The organism is Streptomyces sp. NPDC052036 (assembly GCF_040680495.1).
In the GTDB taxonomy this organism is placed as follows: domain Bacteria; phylum Actinomycetota; class Actinomycetes; order Streptomycetales; family Streptomycetaceae; genus Streptomyces.
The window spans coordinates 500,645-522,771 of record NZ_JBFAWW010000002.1; the positions used below are offsets into that span (position 1 = coordinate 500,645).

At 72.1% G+C, this 22,127-nt stretch carries 19 protein-coding genes; 12 read left to right on the forward strand and 7 right to left on the reverse strand.

Annotated features, from left to right (window positions below; all coding sequences use genetic code 11):
* Window positions 1-60: 60 nt before the first annotated feature.
* The 3 genes from AB0L95_RS06275 to AB0L95_RS06285 all read right to left on the reverse strand — a co-directional run bounded on the left by AB0L95_RS06275 (window position 61) and on the right by AB0L95_RS06285 (window position 3,171).
* The gene (locus AB0L95_RS06275) at window positions 61-1,380 is read right to left on the reverse strand and encodes a coenzyme F420-0:L-glutamate ligase (protein ID WP_365157800.1); all 1,320 of its coding nucleotides are present in this window, start codon (window positions 1,378-1,380) and stop codon (window positions 61-63) included.
* Between the two features lie 35 nt (window positions 1,381-1,415).
* Complete coding sequence (gene cofD, locus AB0L95_RS06280) at window positions 1,416-2,375, reverse strand: 2-phospho-L-lactate transferase (protein ID WP_365157685.1); 960 nt, start codon at window positions 2,373-2,375, stop codon at window positions 1,416-1,418.
* 187 nt (window positions 2,376-2,562) lie between these two features.
* Window positions 2,563-3,171 (reverse strand): cysteine dioxygenase family protein, encoded by a 609-nt coding sequence (locus AB0L95_RS06285; protein WP_365157687.1) that lies wholly within the window; start codon window positions 3,169-3,171, stop codon window positions 2,563-2,565.
* Window positions 3,172-3,869: 698 nt separating this feature from the next.
* Here AB0L95_RS06285 and AB0L95_RS06290 point away from each other — a divergent pair.
* From AB0L95_RS06290 to AB0L95_RS06300, 3 genes are all read left to right on the forward strand, one after another.
* On the forward strand, window positions 3,870-4,133 hold the full coding sequence (locus AB0L95_RS06290; protein ID WP_003975777.1) for a WhiB family transcriptional regulator: 264 nt from the start codon (window positions 3,870-3,872) through the stop codon (window positions 4,131-4,133).
* Window positions 4,134-4,346: 213 nt separating this feature from the next.
* Window positions 4,347-7,967, forward strand: coding sequence for a glycosyltransferase family 2 protein (locus AB0L95_RS06295; RefSeq protein ID WP_365157692.1), 3,621 nt, complete (start codon window positions 4,347-4,349; stop codon window positions 7,965-7,967).
* Window positions 7,964-9,508, forward strand: coding sequence for a DUF5719 family protein (locus tag AB0L95_RS06300; RefSeq protein WP_365157694.1), 1,545 nt, complete (start codon window positions 7,964-7,966; stop codon window positions 9,506-9,508). Before AB0L95_RS06295 ends, AB0L95_RS06300 begins: the two co-directional genes overlap by 4 nt.
* Window positions 9,509-9,594: 86 nt before the next feature.
* On the opposite strand, the gene AB0L95_RS06305 is transcribed toward AB0L95_RS06300, so the two are convergent.
* On the reverse strand, window positions 9,595-10,044 hold the full coding sequence (locus AB0L95_RS06305) for a metallopeptidase family protein (protein ID WP_365157803.1): 450 nt from the start codon (window positions 10,042-10,044) through the stop codon (window positions 9,595-9,597).
* Between the two features lie 376 nt (window positions 10,045-10,420).
* Here AB0L95_RS06305 and AB0L95_RS06310 point away from each other — a divergent pair, with 376 nt between their 5' ends.
* From AB0L95_RS06310 to AB0L95_RS06335, 6 genes are all read left to right on the forward strand, one after another.
* On the forward strand, window positions 10,421-10,795 hold the full coding sequence (locus AB0L95_RS06310) for a DUF3499 domain-containing protein (RefSeq protein WP_311699710.1): 375 nt from the start codon (window positions 10,421-10,423) through the stop codon (window positions 10,793-10,795).
* Between the two features lie 143 nt (window positions 10,796-10,938).
* Entirely contained in the window at window positions 10,939-12,303 is a 1,365-nt protein-coding gene (locus AB0L95_RS06315; RefSeq protein WP_365157697.1) for a phosphomannomutase/phosphoglucomutase, read from the forward strand.
* Window positions 12,304-12,482: 179 nt separating this feature from the next.
* The gene (locus tag AB0L95_RS06320) at window positions 12,483-12,653 is read left to right on the forward strand and encodes a Trm112 family protein (protein WP_161242457.1); all 171 of its coding nucleotides are present in this window, start codon (window positions 12,483-12,485) and stop codon (window positions 12,651-12,653) included.
* Window positions 12,654-12,681: 28 nt separating this feature from the next.
* Window positions 12,682-13,809 (forward strand): SIS domain-containing protein, encoded by a 1,128-nt coding sequence (locus AB0L95_RS06325; protein ID WP_365157700.1) that lies wholly within the window; start codon window positions 12,682-12,684, stop codon window positions 13,807-13,809.
* A gap of 61 nt (window positions 13,810-13,870) precedes the next feature.
* Window positions 13,871-15,022 carry a mannose-6-phosphate isomerase, class I gene (gene manA, locus AB0L95_RS06330; RefSeq protein ID WP_365157703.1) on the forward strand — a complete coding sequence of 384 codons (1,152 nt, stop codon included), beginning with the start codon at window positions 13,871-13,873 and terminating at the stop codon, window positions 15,020-15,022.
* 157 nt (window positions 15,023-15,179) lie between these two features.
* The gene (locus AB0L95_RS06335; protein ID WP_365157706.1) at window positions 15,180-16,157 is read left to right on the forward strand and encodes a cation diffusion facilitator family transporter; all 978 of its coding nucleotides are present in this window, start codon (window positions 15,180-15,182) and stop codon (window positions 16,155-16,157) included.
* A gap of 3 nt (window positions 16,158-16,160) precedes the next feature.
* Here AB0L95_RS06335 and lepB read toward each other — a convergent pair whose 3' ends face one another.
* Entirely contained in the window at window positions 16,161-16,763 is a 603-nt protein-coding gene (lepB, locus tag AB0L95_RS06340; RefSeq protein WP_365157708.1) for a signal peptidase I, read from the reverse strand.
* Between the two features lie 567 nt (window positions 16,764-17,330).
* On the opposite strand from lepB, the gene ahcY reads away from it, so the two are divergent.
* Both ahcY and AB0L95_RS06350 read left to right on the forward strand, forming a co-directional pair.
* Complete coding sequence (gene ahcY, locus AB0L95_RS06345; protein ID WP_365157710.1) at window positions 17,331-18,788, forward strand: adenosylhomocysteinase; 1,458 nt, start codon at window positions 17,331-17,333, stop codon at window positions 18,786-18,788.
* Between the two features lie 138 nt (window positions 18,789-18,926).
* Complete coding sequence (locus AB0L95_RS06350) at window positions 18,927-19,541, forward strand: hypothetical protein (protein ID WP_365157713.1); 615 nt, start codon at window positions 18,927-18,929, stop codon at window positions 19,539-19,541.
* A gap of 21 nt (window positions 19,542-19,562) precedes the next feature.
* Here the strand turns inward: AB0L95_RS06350 and AB0L95_RS06355 are convergent, their stop codons facing one another.
* The gene (locus AB0L95_RS06355; RefSeq protein ID WP_365157716.1) at window positions 19,563-20,615 is read right to left on the reverse strand and encodes an RDD family protein; all 1,053 of its coding nucleotides are present in this window, start codon (window positions 20,613-20,615) and stop codon (window positions 19,563-19,565) included.
* A gap of 119 nt (window positions 20,616-20,734) precedes the next feature.
* Between AB0L95_RS06355 and AB0L95_RS06360 the strand changes: the two genes are divergently transcribed.
* Complete coding sequence (locus AB0L95_RS06360; protein ID WP_365157719.1) at window positions 20,735-21,742, forward strand: stage II sporulation protein M; 1,008 nt, start codon at window positions 20,735-20,737, stop codon at window positions 21,740-21,742.
* A gap of 138 nt (window positions 21,743-21,880) precedes the next feature.
* Here the strand turns inward: AB0L95_RS06360 and AB0L95_RS06365 are convergent.
* Window positions 21,881-22,127 (reverse strand): hypothetical protein (locus AB0L95_RS06365; RefSeq protein WP_365157722.1); only part of this gene is annotated, 247 nt, incomplete at its 5' end.

Here is a 22,127-nt window from a genome sequence, read left to right on the forward strand (position 1 = left end):
CCGTCCGCACCACGCGTCCCGCGGCCGGGCGCGGCGACCCGCGCCCGGCGCTCCGCGCGCTCACCGCACCTCGATGAACGCCCCCGGATCCCGATCCGGCCGGGGCCTCGGCTCCTCGGCCGGATGGCCGACCGCCACGGCGCCCATCGGCTCCCAGGTCTCCGGCAGCCCCAGTACCTGGCGTACGACGTCGCGGCAGAACATCGTCGACGACACCCAGGCCGAGCCCAGCCGCTCTCCGGCGAGCGCCACCAGCAGGTTCTGCACGCCCGCGCCGGTGGCGACCACGAACATCTCCCGCTCGGCCGTGTCCCGCCGCGCGTGGCCGTAGGTGTGGGAGCCGTCCATGACCATGCAGGGCACCACGAGGTACGGCGCGTTGCGCAGCACGTCCCCGCGCCGGATCCGCTGCGCGATCGACTCCTCGGTCTTCCCGTCCCGCCGCAGATCGGCGATCCACGCCTCCCGCATCGCGTCCAGCAGCCGCGTCCGCGACTCCTCGGACTCCAGGAGCACGAACCGCCACGGTGTCGTGTGGTGCGGGGCGGGCGCGGTCACGGCGGCGGCCACCGCGCGCCGTACGGCACCGGGGTCGACGGGCTCTTCGGTGAACGCCCGCACCGTGCGCCGCTGGGTCACCGCCTCCCGTACCGCCTCGGAGGTGCCCAGGCGGAACATGTCGTCGCGCGCGCCGCGCACCATCGCCCGCGCGCCCTCGCCGTCGTCCCCGGCCACCAGATGCGGCAGCCCGCGCACGACGGCGACGGGCAGACCGGCGGCCTTGCCCTTGACCAGGTCACCGGCCGCGGCCAGTTCGTCGGCGGTGGCGACGACGGTCGCGCTCAGCGGATTGCCGTGCGCGTCCGTGCCGCCGCGCAGGTCGTCCAGGACCCGTACGCCCGCGGCCCCGATGGCGACATCGGTGAGTCCGGTGCGCCACGGCCGCCCGAAGGTGTCCGTGACGATCACGCCGATGTCGACGCCGAGTGCGTCCCGCAGCCCTTCCCGTACGGCCCGTGCGGACGCGTCGGGGTCCTCCGGCAGCAACAGCACGGTCCCCGCCGGGGTGTTGGAGGCATCGACCCCGGCGGCGGCCATCACCAGGCCCTGACGGTTCTCGACGATCCTGAGCGGCCCGCGCCGGGCGACGACCCGCACGGTCTCGGCGTCGATGGCGGCCTCCCGGTCGTCCGCGCGGACGACACGGCCCTCGGCCTTGGACACGATCTTCGAGGTGACGAGGAGCACGTCCCCGTCGGCGAGTCCGGGTTCCGCCGCGGCGATGACCTTCGCCAGGTCGTCGCCCGCACGGACCTCGGGCAGCCCGGGCAGGGCCCACACGCGGTAGCCCTGCGCACCGTCGGCCGCGGGGCCACCCAGGGTCCCGCCGACCTCGCTCGTGGAAAGCCCGCCGCTCAAGCGCCTCGCACCTCCTCCGCCAGCGTCAGCGCCTCGTGGGCCATCCGGGTCGTCGCCTCCAGGTCGGTCATCATCAGCGGCACCGCGCGACAGCGGATGCCCGCGGCCTCCACGCGCTCCACAGCGGCCGCGTCCACCGAGTCGACGAGCCAGCCGTCCAGCAGTCCGGAGCCGTAGTGCTCGGCGACCGCCGCGGCCGTCGACTCCACACCGACCGCCGCGAGCACCTTGTCGGCCATACCGCGCACGGGCGCGTCACCGACGATGGGGGAGAGGCCCACCACCGGCACCCCGGCGTTCGCGATGGCCTCCCGGATGCCGGGCACCGCGAGGATGGTGCCGACGGACACCACCGGGTTGGACGGCGGGAAGAGCACCACGTCCGCCTCGGCGATGGCCTCCAGGACGCCGGGGGCGGGCTTCGCCTGCTCGGCGCCCACCGGCACGATCGCCTCGGCCGGGACGGAGGCCCGCAGCCGAACCCAGTACTCCTGGAAGTGGATCGCCTTGCGTTCGCCGTCCAGCTCGACGGCGACATGGGTCTCCACGCGGTCGTCCGACATGGGCAGCAGCCGGACCCCCGGCTTCCAGCGGTCGCACAGCGCCTCGGTGACCGCGCTGAGCGGATACCCGGCGCCCAGCATCTGTGTCCGCACGATGTGCGTGGCGAAGTCGCGGTCGCCGAGCCCGAACCATTCCGGGCCCACGCCGTATGCCGCGAGTTCCTCCTTGAGGTGGAAGGTCTCGTCGGCCCGGCCCCAGCCCTGTTCCTCGTTGATGCCGCCGCCGAGTGTGTACATCACCGTGTCGAGGTCCGGGCAGACCTTCAGCCCGAAGAGGTGGATGTCGTCGCCGGTGTTGCCGATGACCGTGATGTCCGCGTCGGGAGCGGCCTGCTTCAGACCGCGCAGAAACCGGGCACCGCCGATGCCGCCTGCCAGAACCACAATGCGCATTGAGACAGTGTGTCAGCCGCCGGGCCGACTCGGCGGGGGTGGTCGACGCGTGACGGATGCGACCCCCTTGCGGGGGGCGGTGACCACTCATGACCGGTTGCGGACGGCCGCCGGGCTCAGCCGGTGGCCGTGCCGTGAGCTCCGGCCGGTGACCGGGTCGAGGGTCGGCGGGTGACCGGGTCGGGGGTCAGCCGGTGACCGGGTCCACCGGGCCGGGCTCCGCCGCGCACGCCGAGACGAGCGTCTCCGGGGTCTCCCCGGCCTCTCCAGTCCCCCCGGCCGTACGGAGCCGGGACGCCGGCAGCATGGGCATCTCGGTCAGGCCCGGGAAGTAGATGTGCAGGCTGACCGCCGGCTCCAGCGCGTCATTGATCACCTCGTGCACGTACCCCGGCGCGAAGACCCTCTGCGCCCCCGCACCCAACGCGCGGGTCCCGCGCTCCGTGCGCTCGGTCAGTGCGCCGTGCAGGACGGTCAGTACGCCGGACGAGCGCCCGTGGTCGTGCAGTCCGCTGCCCTGCCCAGGGACCCACGACAGCAGCCACACCTCGTAGCCGATTGGGGTCTCCCCTGCTCGAGCGGAGCCGAGAGCTTGGGGAACGGTGCGCAGCCGGTGGTACCAGCGGGAGGTCGCGTCGTACCGCACGAGGTGCTCCCACTGGGAGCGGTCGGCGGCGATGGTCCGGGCGAGGCCGGCGAACTCGGCAACGGTGGCCGGGTGCTCGCGCGGCGGCTGGAGCAGATGCGGTACTTCCAGGATGTCGCCGGCGATCTGCAGGTCGCTGTCGCTGTTCATGGGGTGCGGTCATTCCTCGACGGGAGTGGGGCGGCTGGATGTCGCTAGTCGTCCGCCCGGGTCACAGGCGTGGCGGGGGCCCTGATGCGGGCGGGAACAACAGCCGAGTCGGGTGGACTCAGGGGCGGCCGGAGCGGTGGGACAAGCTCAACAGCCGAAACAGCAACAGCTACAGCGAGCGCGGGCAGCACCGTGGGACCCGGCGGAGCGGGTCTGGGTGAGTGCCGGGTTCGCGAGCATGCCCCCTAGGACACCGGTTCACACCTCCCCTGTCAACTTGAGGTCCGCGATGCGGGAGGTGTTTCACCTCATCCGGTTCATCTGCGAGACGAAAGGTTTGTTCACTCGGGCTCCGGGACACATGGAGCGCACCGCCAGGCGCACGAACGCCGTTGCGATCTCGTGATCCGACTGTGATCCGGTTCGCTTCGCGGTGCGCGTCGGAACGAGATCGAACGTCCGGACGTCCTCCCCTATGACGGGGTGGTCGCCCACCAGGGCCCTTGGTGGCTGTCTGGGTTTATGCCGATTTGAACACTTTCCGCATAGCCTTGGTTCCGCAGAGTGAATAAGGGGCTCAATAGCAGATCTCGGCTTGACTGGCCCGGATCGGCACACTTGTAATTTCACTCGTGTCGTTCAGCCGAAATCGGTAACGGCTACATCACGGGGACGCGAAAGACTGACGAGGGGCGCACATGACCGAGCTGGTGCAGCAACTGCTGGTCGACGACGCGGACGAGGAACTCGGCTGGCAGGAGCGCGCGCTGTGCGCCCAGACCGACCCCGAGTCCTTTTTTCCCGAGAAGGGTGGATCCACCCGCGAGGCCAAGAAGGTCTGCCTCGCCTGTGAGGTCCGCTCGGAGTGCCTCGAATACGCGCTCGCCAACGACGAGCGCTTCGGCATCTGGGGCGGTCTGTCCGAGCGTGAGCGCCGTCGGCTGAAGAAGGCCGCGGTCTGACGCGGACCCGCCGGAGACCTCCGGCGCTCGCCCGGACAGCGGCGCACGGCCTTCTGTCCAGACGTCACGACGGCCCGTCGCGGGTGGGTTATCCACAGGCGGCGGGCCGCTGTGCTGCCCAGCCGATAGTGTGGTCGCTCGTCCGAGACGCACCGCTGCCCCCGCGGGGCACAGGCGTCCACCGCAGTCCATCGAACCGGGGCCCGTACCTCGATGTCCGTGCACAGCCATACGGCAGCCCATCAAGACGCCGCTGCCACACCTGAGTTCCCGCGTCATGTGGTCACCGCGGTCCTCGTCGCCCACGACGGCGCCCGCTGGCTCCCCGACGCGCTCGCCGGGCTGCTCGGCCAGGAGCGCCCCGTGCAGAACGCCGTGGCGGCCGACACCGGCAGCGGCGACGACTCCGCCCAGTTGCTCACCGACGCCCTCGGCGCCGACCGGGTCCTGCACCTCGCCCGGCGCACCGGCTTCGGCCAGGCCGTCGAGGAGGCGAACCGCGGCGCGGCCGTGCTGACCCCGGACGACCTGCCCTATCTCAAGCGCCCCAGCGGCTGGGACCCGGTCACCCGCACCTGGCGGGACGACGCGTACGACCTGCCCGACCTGCCGTACGGAGAGCCGGTGCAGTGGCTGTGGCTGCTGCACGACGACTGCGCCCCCGAACCCGACGCCCTGGCCCAGCTCCTGCGGGTCGTGGAGAACGAACTGGAGCTGGGCCGCGACGACGTGGCCGTCGTCGGCCCCAAGCTCCGCGGCTGGTACGACCGCCGGCAGCTCCTGGAGGTCGGCGTCACCATCGCCAACTCCGGCCGTCGCTGGACCGGTCTGGACCGCCGCGAACAGGACCAGGGCCAGCACGACCACATCCGCCCGGTGCTGTCCGTGTCCACGGCCGGCATGCTGATCCGGCGCGATGTCTTCGAGGAGCTCGGCGGCTTCGACCGGCATCTGCCGCTGATGCGGGACGACGTCGACCTGTGCTGGCGCGCCCATGCCGCCGGCCACCGTGTCCTGATCGCCCCCGACGCGGTCGTACGTCACGCGGAGGCGGCCTCCCGCGAGCGCCGCACCGTCGACTGCGCGGGCCGCACCACGGCCTCCCCGCACAAGGTGGACAAAGCGGGCGCCATCTACACCCTCCTTGTCAACGCCCGCACGGCACAGCTGCCCTGGATCCTGCTCCGCCTGATCCTCGGCACCCTGCTGCGTACGGTCGCGTACCTCGTCGGCAAGGTGCCCGGACAGGCCGTCGACGAGATCCGCGGCCTGCTGGGCACCCTGCTGCGGCCCGAGCGGATCATCGCCGGGCGCCGCCGGCGCGGCCGTCCCCAGGTCGACAAGGGCGAGCTGCGCCCGCTGTTCCCGCCGCCCGGAGCGACGGTCCGGGCCACCGTCGAACAGCTCGCGAGCAACCTCGTGGGCCGCTCCGACCCCGAGGTGTCCTCGGCCGGCCGGCACGGCGGCGGCCTGGAGTCCGGACCCGGCGGCGACGACGCCGACTTCATGGAGGTCGAGCAGTTCGCCCGGCTCAAGCGCATCGCCCGCAAACCGGGCCCGCTGCTCTTCGCCGTCCTCCTGCTCGTCTCGCTGCTCGCCTGCCGTGCCCTGCTCGGCGGCGGGTCGCTCGCCGGCGGCGCGCTGCTGCCCGCCCCCGCCGACTCCTCCGAGCTGTGGTCGCGCTATCTCGACGCCTGGCATCCGGTGGGCGCCGGGGGCGCGCACTCCGCGCCGCCCTATCTCGCGCTCGTCGCCCTGCTCGCGAGCCTCCTCTTTGGCTCCACCGGGCTCGCGGTGACGGTGCTGCTCGTCTTCTCGGTGCCGCTGGCCGGGTTCACCGCCTACTTCGCCTCGCGTCCCCTCGTCGAGTCCCGGCTGCTGCGCGCCTGGGCGTCCATCGCGTACGCCTTCCTGCCCGCCGCCACCGGAGCCCTCGCCGGCGGCCGCATCGGCACCGCGGTCCTCGCCGTTCTGCTGCCGCTCATCGCGCGCGCGGGCATCGCGGCCTCCGGACTCGCCCACACCTCCGGGGCGCGCGGCAGCTGGCGCGCCACCTGGGCGTACGCCCTCCTGCTGACGATCACCACCGCGTTCACCCCGATCGTGTGGCCCATCGCGGCGGTCCTGGGCCTCGCCCTGCTGGCCGTGCGCAGAAACGCGATCCTCGGCTACGCGCCACGCGTTCTCGCCCAGTTGGGCACCCCGCTGCTGGTGCTCGCCCCCTGGTCGCTCACGCTGCTGCCCCACGGCTTCTTCCAGGAGGCCGGTCTCGCCTACGGCAAGGGCGCGGCCTCCGCCTCCGATCTGCTGGGCGCGAGCCCCGGCGGCCCCGGCACGGTCAGCGGACTGATGCTCATCGGCATCGTCCTCGCCGCGCTGGCGGCCCTCCTCCGCGCCGAGCGCCGGAAGGCCGCCTGGACGGCCTGGACGGCGGCCCTGGTGGCGCTCGTCTTCGCGGTCCTGTCCAACGTCTCGGCCTGGGCCGGACCCGCGACCCTCGTCTACGGCCTCGCGCTGCTCGCCGCCGCCGTGGTCGGCGCGGACGGCGCCCGCGCCCGCGTGGCCGAGCAGAGCTTCGGCTGGCGCCAGCCCGTGGCCGCGCTCATCGCGTTCGCGTGCGTCGCGGGTCCCCTGCTCATCGCCGCCGGGTGGATGATCCGCGGCGCGGACGGACCCGTGGAGCGGCGCGACCCCGTGCAGGTGCCCGCGTTCGTCGCCGAGGAGGGCGGCACCAGCGACCAGGCCCGCACCCTCGTCCTGGACGGCGAGTCCGCCGCGCTCGTGCGCTACACCCTGGTCCGCGGCTCCGGCGCCCGCCTCGGCGACGCCGAACTCGCCGCCGAGGACGGCGAGAACAAGCAGCTCGACAAGGTAGTCGCCAACCTCGTGGCGGGCTCCGGCGCCGACCAGGCCGACGAACTCGGCGGCTTCGCCGTGCGCTACGTCCTCGTCCGCAAGGGCGCCCCCCGCGACGTCAGCCGCGTCCTGGACGCCACGCCCGGCCTCAGCCGGCTCAGCCAGCAGGACGGCAGCGCCCTGTGGCGGCTGGACCGGGAGGTCTCCCGCGCGGCGATCGTCAGCGGCTCCGCCGCACCGCAGCCCGTGGCGGCCGGACCCGTCCAGATTCACACCAAGGTCCCGTCCGGCACCGGTGGCCGCATCCTGCGCATCGCCGACACCGCCGACGCGGGCTGGAGTGCCACCCTGGACGGCAAGCCGCTCACCCGCACCACGGTCGACGGCTGGGCCCAGGGCTTCGAACTGCCCGCCGCCGGCGGCACGTTGGACGTGACCTACGACACCCCGTTCGGCCACTCCGGGTGGCTGTGGGCGCAGGGCGCGCTCGCGGTCGTCCTCGTGGTGCTCGCCCTGCCGGGCCGCCGCCGGGACGTCGACGACGACCTCCCCGAGGAGCGGCTCGCGCCCGCCCAGGACGCCGGCGGCGAGGGCCGCCGGGCCCGCAGGCTGCGCGCCCAGGCCGAGGCCGAGGAGGCGGCCCAGGACACCGACGCCCCGGCCCCGGCCGAGGAAGAGGTGTTCGAACCCGTCGCGATCCCGCAGCAGCAGGCGTACGGGGACTGGGACACGGCGGGTTACGCGGGCACCGAGTACGGCACCTACGGCGGCGAGCAGTACCAGGGCACCCAGGAGTACACGCAGGGCGCCTACGAGCAGCAGCCGTACCCGGCCGACCCCTACCAGGGCGCCCAGTACGACCCGTACGCCTACGGCAACACGGCGCCGTACGACCCGACGTACCACCAGGGCTACGCCGCGCCCTACGACCCGGCGCACGGCACCGACAGTGAGCGCCCCGACGGGAGCCAGCAGTGAACCGAACGACCCTGTCCCTGATCGCCGGCGTGACCGCGCTCGCCGCCGTCACCGGGTTCGCCGCGCTCGACGCGCCCCACGCGTCCGGCAGCAGCACCGCGAAGACGGCCGCCCGGCTGCCCGTGGAGCAGACCCGGCTGCTGTGCCCCGAGCCGAGCACCTCCGACATCGCCGACACCGCGTACACGTCGTTCACACCCGTCTCGCAGGGCACGAGCGGCAGCGGGAAGGCCCAACTCACCCCCGCCGGCGCACAGTCGGCGGACAGCACGGACACCGGCAAGAGCGGCAGCGGCGGCAAGGGCGGGAAGGGCGGCAAGGGCGGCAAGGACAAGGCGCAGTCCGACGCGCCCACGGTGACCCCCAAGGATCCCGGGACCCCGGTCACCGCGGACAGCTCGGGTTCGGACACGCCCGCGCTGATCGGCACCGCCACGGGACGCCTCGCGCCCGGCTGGACGGTCCAGGAGACCACCCAGGTCGCCGCGGGCGCCGGCCGAGGGCTGCTCGGCACCGCCTGCACCGCCCCGGACACCGAGTTCTGGTTCGCGGGCGCCAGCACCGCCGCCTCCCGCACCGACTATGTGCACCTCACCAACCCGGACGACTCCGCCGCGGTCGTCGACATCGAGCTGTACGGCAAGGACGGCACCCTCAAGTCGACGGTGGGCGAGGGCATCACGGTCCAGCCGCACGCCAGCGAGCCGATCCTGCTCTCCACGCTCACCGAAGCGCAGGAGCCCGACGTCACGGTCCATGTGAGCGTCCGCAGCGGCCGTGTCGCCGCCGCCGTGCAGGCCCTCGACGACAAGCTGGGCGGCGACTGGCTGGCTCCCTCGACGGACCCCGCGGGCTCCCTGGTGCTGCCCGGCATCCCCAAGGACGCCACGGACGTCCGTCTGGTGGCCTTCGCGCCCGGCGACAGCGACGCCGACCTCAAGGTGCGCCTCGCCTCGCCCTCCGGGGAGATCACCCCGGCCGGAAACGAGACGCTGCACGTGAAGGGCGGTATGACCACCGCCGTCGACCTCGGCGACGTCACCCGCGGAGAGGCGGGCTCCCTGGTGCTGACCCCCGGCGACACCCCGGTCCCGGTGGTCGCCGCCCTGCGGGTGGTGCGCGGCAAGGGCGCCAAGCAGGAGTCCGCGTTCATCCCGGCGACCGCGCCGGTCGGCACGCGCGCGTCGGCCGCCGACAACACCGCCAAGGGCAGCACGCTCGCGCTGACCGCGCCGGGCGGCACGGCCACGGTCAAGGTCACCGCGTCCGCCGGCAGCGACGGCGGCACGGCGGCCACCAAGGAGTACACGATCAAGGGCGGTACGACACAGAACGTGGACGCGCCCGTGCCGAGCGGTCTGAAGGGCACGTACGCGCTCACCGTCGAGGCGGTCTCCGGAGGACCCGTCTACGCCGCTCGTATGCTGCAGACGACCATCGAGGGCCTGTCGGCGTTCACCGTGCAGACCCTGCCCGACGACCGGGGCACGGTGGCGGTGCCCGAGGCGGACCAGGACCTCTCCGTCCTGCTGAAGAAGTGAGGACCCGGGGCCACCGAAGAGGTGACGCCCCGGGCTCGTTCATGAGGTGACGGCCCGAAGGGCCAGGGGGCTGACGGACCCCGGGGTCAGTCCTCGCCGTAGCGCGGATCCACGGTCTCCGGAGTCAGCCCCAGCAGCTCCGCCACCTGCTCCACGACCACTTCATGGACCAGGGCGGCACGCTCGTCGCGGCCCTTGGTGCGGATCTCCACGGGACGGCGGTAGACGACGACACGCGCCCGGCGCCCGTCACCGGCCGGCACCGTGCCCCCCAGAGGCACCGCATCGTCGCTCCACGCCTCACCGGGGCCGTCGAGGCGCGGCACCTCGAGAACGAGGAAGTCGATGTCGGCGAGCTGCGGCCAGTGCCGCTCCAGACGCTCCACGGAGTCCTGCACCAGGTCCGCGAACACCTCGGCACGGCTCGCGGCGAGCGGCACCTGCGGCGGCGCGACGGGGCCGCGCATGCCTCTGCCGTGGCGGTCACGGCGGCGGGGCCCGGGTGCGGCGGAGCGGGGCGGTACGGCGTTGTCCATCACTGACGAAGCGTAATCCCCGCCGGGGCCCGGCGCCCGGCCCCGCGCCCCCTCCGCCCGTCTTGTCCGAACGGCTCGCCGGACCGGCTGCCGGAGGCCGGCCGAAGTCGTAGGGGATGTCGCAGGATGACCATTCCAGCCAAGGTTGGGCTCGATTCCATATCCCTCCAAGACCGTCGGCCTCATGAGAATTGGCAAGGTTTGTACCAAGCGGTGACCGATTTCAGAGGGTCCCGAGGTCGGGTCCGGCGGCCTCCGTGCAGGTCACCAAGGCCCGCCGGGAGGGGCGTGTGGGGTGTTTCACAGCACGACACGGGGGAGTGACCTGGGGGAGAGTCGTCGCGGCCCGCTCAAGAGTGCGGTACCGTCCAACGTCGTGAGCCCTGTACGTCGTTGTTCGCGCACCGCTTGCGGCCGACCCGCCGTAGCGACGCTGACGTACGTCTACGCCGACTCGACCGCGGTCCTCGGCCCGCTCGCCACCTACGCCGAACCCCACTGCTACGACCTGTGCGCCGAGCACTCCGAGCGCCTGACCGCACCGCGCGGCTGGGAGGTCGTCCGGCTCCTGGACGGCTCCGCCCCCGCCCGCCCCAGCGGCGACGACCTGGAGGCGCTCGCCAACGCGGTCCGCGAGGCGGCCCGCCCGCAGCAGCGAGCGGCGGAGGCCGGCGGCAGCGCGCGTACGGCGGATCCGATGGAGGTCGCGCGCCGGGGTCATCTGAGAGTGCTGCGCTCGCCGGACAACTGAGCCCCGGGCAGCCTGCGTGAAGTCCGGGTATGAACCCCGGTATGAACTCCGTTGGAACTGCCCTCCCGGCCCGCCGGACCCACCACCGAGGGCCGCTTCCAGCAGGTAGTTTGGGGCCATCCAAGACCTCAGGAGGGTTGGCCGTGGCTGCTGATCTGTCGCAGATCGTGAAGGCGTACGACGTGCGCGGAGTCGTCCCCGACCAGTGGGACGAGTCACTGGCCGGACTCTTCGGAGCGGCCTTCGCCCAGGTGACCGGCGCGGACGCGATCGTGATCGGCCATGACATGCGGCCCTCCTCCCCGGGACTCTCGAGTGCCTTCGCCCGCGGGGCCGCCGCACGCGGGGTCGACGTCACCGAGATCGGTCTGTGCTCGACCGACCAGCTGTACTACGCGTCGGGCGCGCTGAACCTGCCGGGCGCCATGTTCACCGCCTCGCACAACCCGGCCCAGTACAACGGCATCAAGATGTGCCGCGCGGGCGCCGCCCCGGTCGGCCAGGACACCGGCCTCGCCGAGATCCGCGCCCTGGTCGAGCAGTGGATGGACGAGGGCGCGCCGGAGCCCGCGCAGACGCCCGGCACGGTCACCCAGCGGGACACGCTGAAGGACTACGCGGCACACCTGCGCTCCCTGGTCGACCTGACCTCCAGCCGCCCCCTGAAGGTCGTCGTCGACGCCGGCAACGGCATGGGCGGCCACACCGTGCCCACCGTCTTCGCCGGGCTGCCGATCGACCTGGTCCCGATGTACTTCGAGCTGGACGGCACCTTCCCCAACCACGAGGCCAACCCGCTCGACCCCCAGAACATCGTCGATCTGCAGAAGCGGGTCCGCGAGGAGCACGCCGACATCGGCATCGCCTTCGACGGCGACGCCGACCGGTGCTTCGTCGTCGACGAGCACGGCGACCCCGTCTCGCCGTCCGCCGTCACGGCGCTGGTCGCCGCGCGCGAACTGGCCAGGCACGGCGGCAAGGGCGCGGTCATCCACAACCTGATCACGTCGTGGTCCGTGCCCGAGGTCGTCCGCGAGCACGGCGGCACGCCCGTGCGCACCCGCGTGGGCCACTCCTTCATCAAGGCCGAGATGGCACGCACCGGCGCGATCTTCGGCGGCGAGCACTCCGCGCACTACTACTTCAAGGACTTCTGGAACGCGGACACGGGCATGCTCGCCGCGCTCCACGTTCTGGCGGCCCTCGGGGAGCAGGACGGTCCGCTGTCGCAGCTGGTCGCCGAGTACGACCGCTACGCCGGCTCCGGAGAGATCAACTCCACGGTCGACGACCAGCAGGGCCGCCTGGCCGCGATCAGGGCCACGTACCAGGACCGTGAGGGCGTCACCCTCGACGAGCTGGACGGCCTGACCGTCTCGACCGCCGACTGGTGGTTCAACGTCCGCCCCTCCAACACCGAACCGCTGCTGCGCCTGAACGCGGAGGCGAAGGACGAGGCCACCATGGCCAAGATCCGGGACGAGGCCCTGGCCGTCATCCGCGGCTGACCCCCGCGCCGCACGGCACGGCCGCGGCGGGCGCCCCCTCCCAGCGGGGCGCCGGCCGCGGCGGGCGCCCCCTCCCAGCGGGGCGCCCGAGACCGCGCCACCACGCCCAACCCACACCACGCCGCCCCCGCGGCGGTAATCTGACCAGGTCAAGCGCACTCGCTCCGAAGGGACCCCTCATGCCGCTCGAAGCCGGCCTCCTGGAGATCCTCGCCTGCCCGGCGTGCCACGCCCCCCTCAAGGAGGAGGACAGCGAGCTGGTCTGCACCGGTCAGGACTGCGGCCTCGCCTACCCCGTCCGGGACGGCATCCCGGTCCTGCTCGTGGACGAGGCCCGCCGCCCCGCCTGACGCAACCGGCGATCGGAGACTGCCGCTCATGCTCGACGAATCGCTGCTGGACGACCCCGACGCACTGGCACTCGCCGACCGCCGCGCCCTGCTGCGCGGCGCCGCCGAGGCGGGCGCCCGCGTCCGCACCGCCGTACGGCACGCCGCCGAGGCGGGGATCAACGATCTGAAGCCCGACGGCCGCCCCCGCGCCGTCCTCATCGCGGGCCCCGGGACCGCTTCCGTGGGGGTGGCCGAACTGCTCGGCACCCTGGCGGGCGCCTCCTGCCCGGTCATCCGCATCCACCCGACCGGTGTCGCCCCGGCCGCCGGCGCCCTGCGCTGGGACCTGCCCGGCTGGGCGGGCCCCGTCGACCTCCTGCTGATCGCCACGCCCGACGGCACCGAACCGGGCCTCGGGATCCTCGTCGAGCAGGCCTACCGCCGAGGCTGCACGGTCGTCGCCGTGGCCCCCGCCGGAGCCCCGGTCACGGAGGCGGTGGACGGCGCGCACGGCCTGTTCGTCCCGATGGCGACCGCCCCCTACGAGCAGGAGGAACCGCTCGCGGCGTCCGCGCCCGGCGTCCTGTGGGCCCTGCTCACCCCGCTGCTCGCCCTGCTGGACCGCACCGGCCTGCTCTCCGCCCCGGCCGATGCCCTGGAGAAGGTCGCCGACCGCCTCGACCAGGCCGCCGAGCGCTGCGGCCCGGCCATCGCCACCTACAGCAACCCCGCCAAGACCCTCGCCGCCGAACTCGCGGAATCCCTGCCGCTGATCTGGACGGAGGGTGTCTCCGCCGCACCGGCCGGCCGCCGTTTCGCCGCCGCGCTCGGCGAACTGGCCGGCCGCCCCGCGCTCACCGCACGGCTGCCCGAGGCCTTGTCCTCGCACCACGTCCTGCTCTCCGGTGCGCTCGCCGCCGGCGCCGACCCCGAGGACTTCTTCCGCGACCGCGTCGAGGAGGCCCAGGCCCTCCACGCGCGCGTGGTGCTGCTGCGCGACCGGCCCATCGGGGGCCTGAGCGCGGCCCCCGCCGCACGCGAACTGGCACTCAGCCACGACACGGCGATCAGCGAACTGGAACCGGAGGACGGCAGTGAGCTGGAGACCCTCGCGGAACTGATCGCCATCACAGATTTCGCCGCTGTTTACGTGGCGCTCGCTTCAGGGGCCTGACCTTGGCTCACGCCGTCTGACGGCGCCTGCGCCCCGCGTACCTACGGAGAAAAAGACACCCATGGATCGCCTCGACAACACCGTCCGCCCCTACGCCTGGGGTTCGACCACCGCCATCCCCCGCCTCCTTGGCGTGGAGCCGACCGGTGAGCCCCAGGCGGAGATGTGGATGGGCGCCCACCCGGGCGCACCCTCGCGCACCTCGCGCGGGCCGCTCCACGAGGTGATCGACAAGTCCCCCGAGCAGGAGCTCGGCGCCCGCACCGTCGCCAAGTTCGGCCCCCGGCTGCCCTTTCTGCTGAAGATCCTTGCCGCGGGTGCCCCGCTCTCCCTCCAGGTGCACCCCGACCTGGCGCAGGCGAAGGAGGGCTACGAGGACGAGGAGCGCCGCGGCATCCCCCTTGACGCCCCCCACCGCAACTACAAGGACGCCAACCACAAGCCCGAACTGATCTGCGCCCTCACCGAGTTCGACGGCCTGTGCGGCTTCCGCGCCCCCGACGAGGCCGCCGAACTGCTCGCAGGCCTCGACGTGGACTCCCTCAAGCCCTACGTCGACCTGCTGCACGCGCACCCTGAGGACGCCGCCCTGCGCGAGGTCCTCACGGCGGTCCTGACCGCCGACCCCGAGGAGATGGCCCACACGGTCACCGAGACCGCGGCCGCCTGCGCCCGCCTCGGCGGCGCCTACGCCCCGTACGCGGACCTCGCGCACCACTACCCCGGCGACCCCGGCGTGATCGCGGCCATGCTGCTCAACCACGTACAGCTCCAGCCCGGCGAGGCCCTCTTCCTCGGTGCCGGCGTCCCGCACGCCTATCTGACCGGCCTCGGCGTCGAGATCATGGCCAACTCCGACAACGTCCTGCGCTGCGGCCTGACCCCCAAGCACGTCGACGTCCCCGAACTGCTGCGCATCGTCCGCTTCGAGGCGGGCGACCCCGGCGTGCTGCGCCCGGAGGCGTCCCGCGACGGCGAGGAGGTCTACGAGACCCCCATCGACGAGTTCCGCCTGTCCCGCTACGTCCTCCCCGAGGGCACCGCCGCACACGACCTGACCCGCCCGACCCCGCAGATCCTGCTGTGCACGGCGGGTTCCGTACGCGTCGGCGAACACCTCCTCGCCCCGGGGCAGTCCGTCTTCGTACCGGCGGACGAACCCGCCGAGGCCTCCGGGGCCGGCACCCTCTTCCGGGCCACGGTCGTCGCCTGACGCACAGCCGCACGCCGTCCGACGCCGGTCCGGCGCACCACCGCGCCGGACCCGGCTGCAACAATGGCCCACCGGCAAAGGACGGGCAAAACCCTGGGCGCGCTACGCGAGTAGGACGATCCAGGGCAGGACGGGAACGAAGGGACAACGCGGACACATGAGCGCGTCAGGCGGCAGCAAGGCGATCGTGGCGGCACTCGGCGCCAACCTCGCGATCGCGGCATCGAAACTCGTGGCGTTCGCCTTCAGCGGCTCGTCCTCGATGCTCGCCGAGGGCGTCCACTCGCTCGCCGACTCCGGGAACCAGTTCCTGCTGCTGATCGGCGGCAAGCGGGCCCAGCGCGAGGCGACCCCGCAGCATCCGTTCGGCTACGGCCGCGAGCGCTTCATCTACGCCTTCCTGGTCTCGATCGTCCTCTTCTCGATCGGCGGCATGTTCGCCATCTACGAGGGCTACGAGAAGATCCAGCACCCGCACGAACTCGAGCACTGGTACTGGCCGGTGGGCGTCCTCGTCTTCGCGGTGATCGCCGAGGGCTTCTCCTTCCGCACCGCCATCAAGGAGTCCAACGAACTGCGCGGAACGATGTCCTGGGCGCAGTTCATCCGCCGCGCCAAGGCACCCGAACTGCCCGTCGTCCTCCTGGAGGACTTCGGCGCGCTGATCGGTCTGGTGCTCGCCCTCGGGGGCGTCGGCCTCGCGGTGCTCACCGGCGACGGCATCTGGGACGGCATCGGCACCGTCTGCATCGGTGTCCTCCTCGTCTCGATCGCCCTCGTCCTCGCCGCCGAGACCTCGTCCCTGCTCCTCGGCGAGGCCGCCGGCCCGGACGTGATCAGGAAGATCGAGTCGGCGACCGTCGACGGCGAGACCGTCACCGGCATCATCCACATGCGCACCCTGCACCTCGGCCCCGAGGAGCTGCTGGTCGCCGCCAAGATCGCCGTCCGGCACGACGACACCGCCGCCCAGGTCGCCACCGCGATCGACGCCGCCGAGGCCCGGATCCGCACCGCCGTCCCGACAGCGCGGGTCATCTACCTGGAGCCGGACATCTACAGCGAGGCGGAGGCGGCCAAGGGCCCGGACCCCGAGGCGACGCCCGGGGGACCGGACCGGACCGCCGGCCACTGACCCTCACACCTGGACGGGCCACGGCGGCGCGGGCGGCACGACCCGCCTCCTGCGCACCGCCACGGCGCCGATCCCCAGGCCGATCCCCGTGGCGGCCAGGACCAGTCCGAGCAGCCCGCACAGGAGCCAGCCCACCAGCCGGCCCGGACCCCCGACGACGCGCCCCTTCACATCGCCGACGGCCACCGTCCCCTGGTGGCCGTCGGTCGCGAAGAACCGAGAGTCCATGGAGTCGACCCGATGGTCGCCCAGCACGAACAGCCGGTCCTCGGGCACCTTCACGTCGTACGGCCGATGCACACCGTCGGCGATGCCGTCCTTCACATACGGCTCCACCAGTGGCCGCCCGTTGACGGTGATGTGTTCGTCCGTGCCCTTGCCGCAGCACACCACGTGGTCGCCGCCCACACCGATCACCCGCTTCAGCACGGCCGCGCCGTTGTAGCGGTCCGGCGTCGCGAAGAGGATGACGTCCCCTCTGCGTATCTTGTCCCCGTCCGACCGCCGTACGACGAGCTGCTTGCCGACGCCATAGGTCGGCTCCATGCTTCCGCCGCTCACCGTGACGGTCGTATAGGCCGACCGCACATACAGCAGGGAACCCACCTACAAGAGCAGCCCCAGTGGCAGCGTCAGCCAGGCCGCGAGCGCCAGTCCCCGTCCCTTGCCCATCGTCATCCCCTCCCCGCGCGGCCCCTCCGCACGCGCAGAGGCTAACGACCTCCGTGTGTCGGCTGAGTGCCGCCCCTCGACGCCCGCCTGACACCTTCCTCACACGGCACACCGCCGCGATCGACCGATCCAGCACCCCCGACGGCCAGACGTCTCCCTGATCGTCCGAACGCAAAGCCATGGAAACGCCCTGCTCATCCGGCTTTGCAGGTTCCCGTCGCCCCGCTTCGGCCGGCGCGCGGTCCGTTCCGCCGCACCCCCGATGTGTCCGGAGGCGGACTGGGGACGGCTGGGTTGCTCGGTGTAGCTTGGGACGGAGCCAGACGTCGCTGCTGATGGCGGTCGGGCGGCCCAGCGCGGGCCGGCCGAGGGAGAGAGGGCCTCCGACGGACTGCGCTGCGCGCACGTGGGCATGCCTGTGTCCTCTTCGGGCACCCCTGTGTCCGCCGCCGCGCAGACCAGCCCTACCCACCTCGCCCCGACTCCGAGGAGCACCTCGCAATGACGACTGTCGACAACCGACAGGACTTCAAGGTCGCCGACCTCTCCCTGGCCGAGTTCGGCCGCAAGGAGATCACTCTCGCCGAGCACGAGATGCCCGGTCTGATGGCGATCCGCAAGGAGTACGCCGAGACGCAGCCCCTGGCCGGCTCCCGCATCACCGGCTCCCTGCACATGACCGTCCAGACCGCCGTGCTCATCGAGACGCTGGTGGCGCTCGGTGCGCAGGTCCGCTGGGCCTCCTGCAACATCTTCTCCACCCAGGACCACGCGGCCGCCGCCATCGCCGTCGGCCCGAACGGCACGCCGGACAACCCCCAGGGCATCCCGGTCTTCGCCTGGAAGGGCGAGACGCTGGAGGAGTACTGGTGGTGCACGGAGCAGGCGCTGACCTGGCCGGGCACCCCCACCGGCGGCCCGAACATGATCCTCGACGACGGCGGTGACGCCACTCTCCTCGTCCACAAGGGCGTCGAGTACGAGAAGGACGGCAAGGTCCCGGCCGTCGAGACCGCCGAGTCCGACGAGCACCGCGTCATCCTCCAGCTGCTGCACCGCACCCTGGGCGAGACCCCCCAGAAGTGGACCCAGCTGGCCTCGGAGATCCGCGGCGTCACCGAGGAGACCACGACCGGCGTCCACCGCCTGTACGAGATGCAGCGCGACGGCGTCCTCCTGTTCCCGGCGATCAACGTCAACGACGCCGTCACCAAGTCGAAGTTCGACAACAAGTACGGCTGCCGCCACTCCCTGATCGACGGCATCAACCGCGCCACCGACGTCCTCATCGGCGGCAAGACCGCGGTCGTCTGCGGCTACGGCGACGTGGGCAAGGGCTGCGCGGAGTCCCTGCGCGGACAGGGCGCCCGCGTGATCGTCACCGAGATCGACCCGATCTGCGCGTTGCAGGCCGCCATGGACGGTTACCAGGTCACGACCCTCGACGAGGTGATCGACAAGGCCGACATCTTCGTCACCACGACGGGCAACAAGGACATCATCATGGCCTCGGACATGGCCAAGATGAAGCACCAGGCGATCGTCGGCAACATCGGCCACTTCGACAACGAGATCGACATGGCCGGCCTCGCCAAGGTCCCGGGCATCGTCAAGGACGAGGTCAAGCCGCAAGTCCACACCTGGACCTTCCCCGACGGCAAGACGATCATCGTCCTCTCCGAGGGCCGCCTGCTGAATCTGGGCAACGCCACCGGTCACCCGTCGTTCGTGATGTCCAACTCCTTCGCGGACCAGACGCTGGCCCAGATCGAGCTGTTCACCAAGCCCGACGCGTACCCGACCGGCGTGTACACGCTGCCCAAGCACCTCGACGAGAAGGTCGCCCGCCTCCACCTGGACGCGCTCGGCGTGAAACTGACCCAGCTGCGCCCCGAGCAGGCCGCGTACATCGGCGTCGACGTCGAGGGCCCGTACAAGTCGGACCACTACCGGTACTGACAGGACCACCTCGGTACCGACCACCGATACCGGCACCGGTACCGACCAGGCCCTCAGGCAGGCCCCCGCACCCCCGTGTCGGGGGCCTGCCCCTTTGGCCCGATCGGCCGGACCAGCCCGTCACACCCCAGGACCCCCATGCCCCGCGGCCGATATTCCCTTCACGACCCGCACGACGACACCCTCCTCGCCGAAGAACACTTCCAGTGCGCACCCGGCCCCTCGGGCTGGCGCTATGTCTCGCAAGTGACCACCCCCTCCGGCGACCACGCCGGCTCCGTCGACCTCGCTCTCGACGAGCTCGGCCGTCCCATCCGCCTCGAACTGCACGCCGCGAGCTGGCAGGTGCGGGGCGCCGCTCTGGACGGCGTCACCTGGGTCCGCACCGACCCCACCGGCACCCACGCCACCGAAGGCAACGTCCCCGCCCACGCCTTCACCGGCACCTCTCCCGCTTTCCTCGTCGCCACCGCCCGGCTGCTGCGTCTCACCCCCTCCTCCGCGGCGACGCGCGTACGCCTAGTCGCCTTCACCGATCCGGTCCTCGCCCCCCGCACCGTGGACCAGTCCTGGGCTCTGATCGCAAGAGAAGCACACCCCACTGACAACGACCCTCTGATCGTTGACGAATACCAGGTCACAGCCCTGGACACGGGGGAGCGGCACACCGTCCACATCACGGGTGACGTCGTCCTCGCGGCGCCCGGCGTCGAGCTGGAACACCTCGAATCACCGCCGTCGGCGTTCAGCTGACGAGGGGCCTGCGCCGACCGGTCACGTGGGGGGCACGAACCCGGTGGCAGGGCGGTCCGCCTGCGCTGACGCGGGCCGCAGGTCTTCTCGCGGGTCGGTGGTCGAGGCCTGAGACCTGACATATGTCTGCGGCCGGACGGCCATTCCGGACCAATCGTCCACACCGGTCGGGCCCGTCGCCCCCTCGGCCTCGTAGGACCCGGGAGCCGCCCACGGACTCGCCTCACCCCGCGGGACGGCAGCGTGCCCCGGCGCGGGAGCCTGCACAGGAGCAGGGGCATGCCTGGCCGGCATCCCCTGCGCCTCCACGGCTGTCTCTGCGCCCTGGCCACCGAGCGCCCGCCGCGTCTCCCTGGCCTGGCGTTCCTGCACCACCGCCGCCAGATACGCGGCCGGCGGGACCTCGCGCGGCGCCGGCGTCCCCGTACGGGCTGCGAGGTCCGAGGCGAGACGTTCCGCCATCGCCCAGCCCACCTGCGGATCCAGGGACTGCATCCGCGTCAGGTACTGCCGGATCGCCAGCCACAACCCGTCCGGCACCGCGGAAAGATCCAGCTCGGCGAACCGGCCGGAGAGCCAGGGCGGCGGCGGGGGGACAGGGGCCGTACGCCCCGCCGGCACCCGCTCCCGCACGACCAGCGTGCCCGCGAACACATCCCCGAGGCGCCTGCCCCGGGCCGACACCAGCGAGGCGATGCACGCGACGACCCCGAATGTCATCAGGATCTCGACCACCCCGACCGCACCCCGGACCAGGGCGTGACGGAACCGGGTCGGTCCTCCGTCGTCCCGCACCACGCGCAGCCCGCAGGCGAGCTTGCCCAGCGAACGGCCGTGGGTCAGGGTCTCCACGGCGATCGGCCCGCCCACCGGGACAAGAACGAAGACCGCGATCGACAGCGCGATCTGCGCGGCGTCGTCCAGACCGGACGTCGACGCCACCAGAGCGATCATCACGATGACGTAGGCGGTGACAGCCACCACCAGGTCGAGCACCACCGCGAGCACCCGGCTCGGCAGTTTCGCGGGGCGCAGCTCAAGCGCCACGGCCTCGCCCGTCACCAATTCACTCATGCCCCGCGTCCTTCCCCTGACCCACCCCGGGACAGGACAGTCTGCCAAGCTGTGGGCGCATCGCGCTCCAGTGCGACAAGCTGACACGCAGTACGAGAGGACGAGGAGCAGCCCGACCCATGGACCTCGACGTGTTCGTGTCCGCCCACAGCGCCGAATGGGACCGCCTCGAGGCTCTGCTGCGCCGCCAGCGCCGCCTCACGGGAGCCGAGGCGGACGAACTCGTCGCCCTCTACCAGCGCACCGCGACCCATCTCTCGCTGGTCCGGTCCAGTGCACCGGACCCCCAGCTCACGGGCCGGCTCAGCCAGCTGGTGGCACGCGCGCGTGGTGCCGTGACGGGCACGCGCCGTGCCTCGTGGCGCGATGTCACCCGCTTCCTCACCCATGGATTTCCTGCCGCGGTCTACCGCTCGCGCCGCTGGTGGGTACCCACCGCGTTGCTCTCCACGGTGATCGCCGCGCTCCTCGGGTGGTGGATCGGCACCCACCCGGAGATCCAGTCCTCGATCGCGGCCCCTGGCGAACTGCGCAGCCTGACCCGCCCCGGCGGCGAGTACGAGACCTACTACTCGAGCCATCCCGCCGCCGCCTTCGCTGCCCAGGTGTGGACGAACAACGCCCGGGCCGCCGCGATGTGCCTGGTCCTCGGCATCTTCCTGGGCCTGCCGGTCCTCTGGATCCTCCTCGAGAACATGCTGAACCTGGGCGTGGGTCTCGGCCTGATGTCCTCGGCGGGCCGTCTCGACACCTTCCTAGGACTGGTCCTCCCGCACGGTCTCCTGGAGCTGACGGCCGTCTTCGTGGCCGCCGGCACGGGGCTACGACTCGGCTGGACCCTCATCGATCCGGGTCCCCGCACCCGTCGTAGCGCTCTCGCGGAGGAGGGCCGGGCGGCCCTGGGCATGGCGATCGGCCTCGCCCTCGTCCTCTTCGTGTCGGGCGCCATCGAGGGCTTCGTGACCCCTTCCGGCCTCCCCACATGGGCGCGGATAGCCATTGGCGTCCTCGCCGAGCTGGCCTTTCTCACGTATGTGTTCGTCCTGGGCGGGCGTGCGGCACGGGCCGGTGACACGGGCGACCTGGACGCGCACGAGCGCAGTGCGACCGTCCCCAGCGCGGCGTGACGCGGAGGCGGCCCGTCGGATGTGCGTCGCACTCCGTTGACCTGCTAGTCTCCTCTTCGCCGCGCAAGACCTGTTGACACGGGTTGAGCGAGGAGGTAGATTCGAACAGTTGCCTGGAGGTGGACCTCCACCCCGGGATCAACCGAGAACATCTATCTGCTCCTGGTACTTCAATTCCATGGAGCCCCTCCCGATGATGCAGAAATGGACGCCGGTCAATCGGCCCCGAAACTTCTGATAAAGTCGGGAAAGCCGGAAAGGGAAACGCGGGAGCGGGAACCTGGAAAGCGCCGAGGAAATCGGGTCGAGAAAAGATCTGATAGAGTCGGAAACACCGAAGGGAAGCGCCCGGAGGAAAGCCTGAGAGAGTCTCTCGGGTGAGTAC

Bases quoted from the DNA above. Each gene is read 5' to 3' on its own strand.
- AB0L95_RS06320 (WP_161242457.1), top strand. From the start codon at position 12,483: ATGCCGCTCGAAGCCGGCCTCCTGGAGATCCTCGCCTGCCCGGCGTGC.
- AB0L95_RS06355 (WP_365157716.1), bottom strand. From the start codon at position 20,615: ATGAGTGAATTGGTGACGGGCGAGGCCGTGGCGCTTGAGCTGCGCCCC.
- AB0L95_RS06295 (WP_365157692.1), top strand. From the start codon at position 4,347: ATGTCCGTGCACAGCCATACGGCAGCCCATCAAGACGCCGCTGCCACA.
- ahcY (WP_365157710.1), top strand. From the start codon at position 17,331: ATGACGACTGTCGACAACCGACAGGACTTCAAGGTCGCCGACCTCTCC.
- AB0L95_RS06305 (WP_365157803.1), bottom strand. From the start codon at position 10,044: ATGGACAACGCCGTACCGCCCCGCTCCGCCGCACCCGGGCCCCGCCGC.
- cofD (WP_365157685.1), bottom strand. From the start codon at position 2,375: ATGCGCATTGTGGTTCTGGCAGGCGGCATCGGCGGTGCCCGGTTTCTG.
- AB0L95_RS06325 (WP_365157700.1), top strand. From the start codon at position 12,682: ATGCTCGACGAATCGCTGCTGGACGACCCCGACGCACTGGCACTCGCC.
- AB0L95_RS06335 (WP_365157706.1), top strand. From the start codon at position 15,180: ATGAGCGCGTCAGGCGGCAGCAAGGCGATCGTGGCGGCACTCGGCGCC.
- AB0L95_RS06285 (WP_365157687.1), bottom strand. From the start codon at position 3,171: ATGAACAGCGACAGCGACCTGCAGATCGCCGGCGACATCCTGGAAGTA.
- manA (WP_365157703.1), top strand. From the start codon at position 13,871: ATGGATCGCCTCGACAACACCGTCCGCCCCTACGCCTGGGGTTCGACC.
- AB0L95_RS06360 (WP_365157719.1), top strand. From the start codon at position 20,735: ATGGACCTCGACGTGTTCGTGTCCGCCCACAGCGCCGAATGGGACCGC.
- AB0L95_RS06350 (WP_365157713.1), top strand. From the start codon at position 18,927: ATGCCCCGCGGCCGATATTCCCTTCACGACCCGCACGACGACACCCTC.
- AB0L95_RS06290 (WP_003975777.1), top strand. From the start codon at position 3,870: ATGACCGAGCTGGTGCAGCAACTGCTGGTCGACGACGCGGACGAGGAA.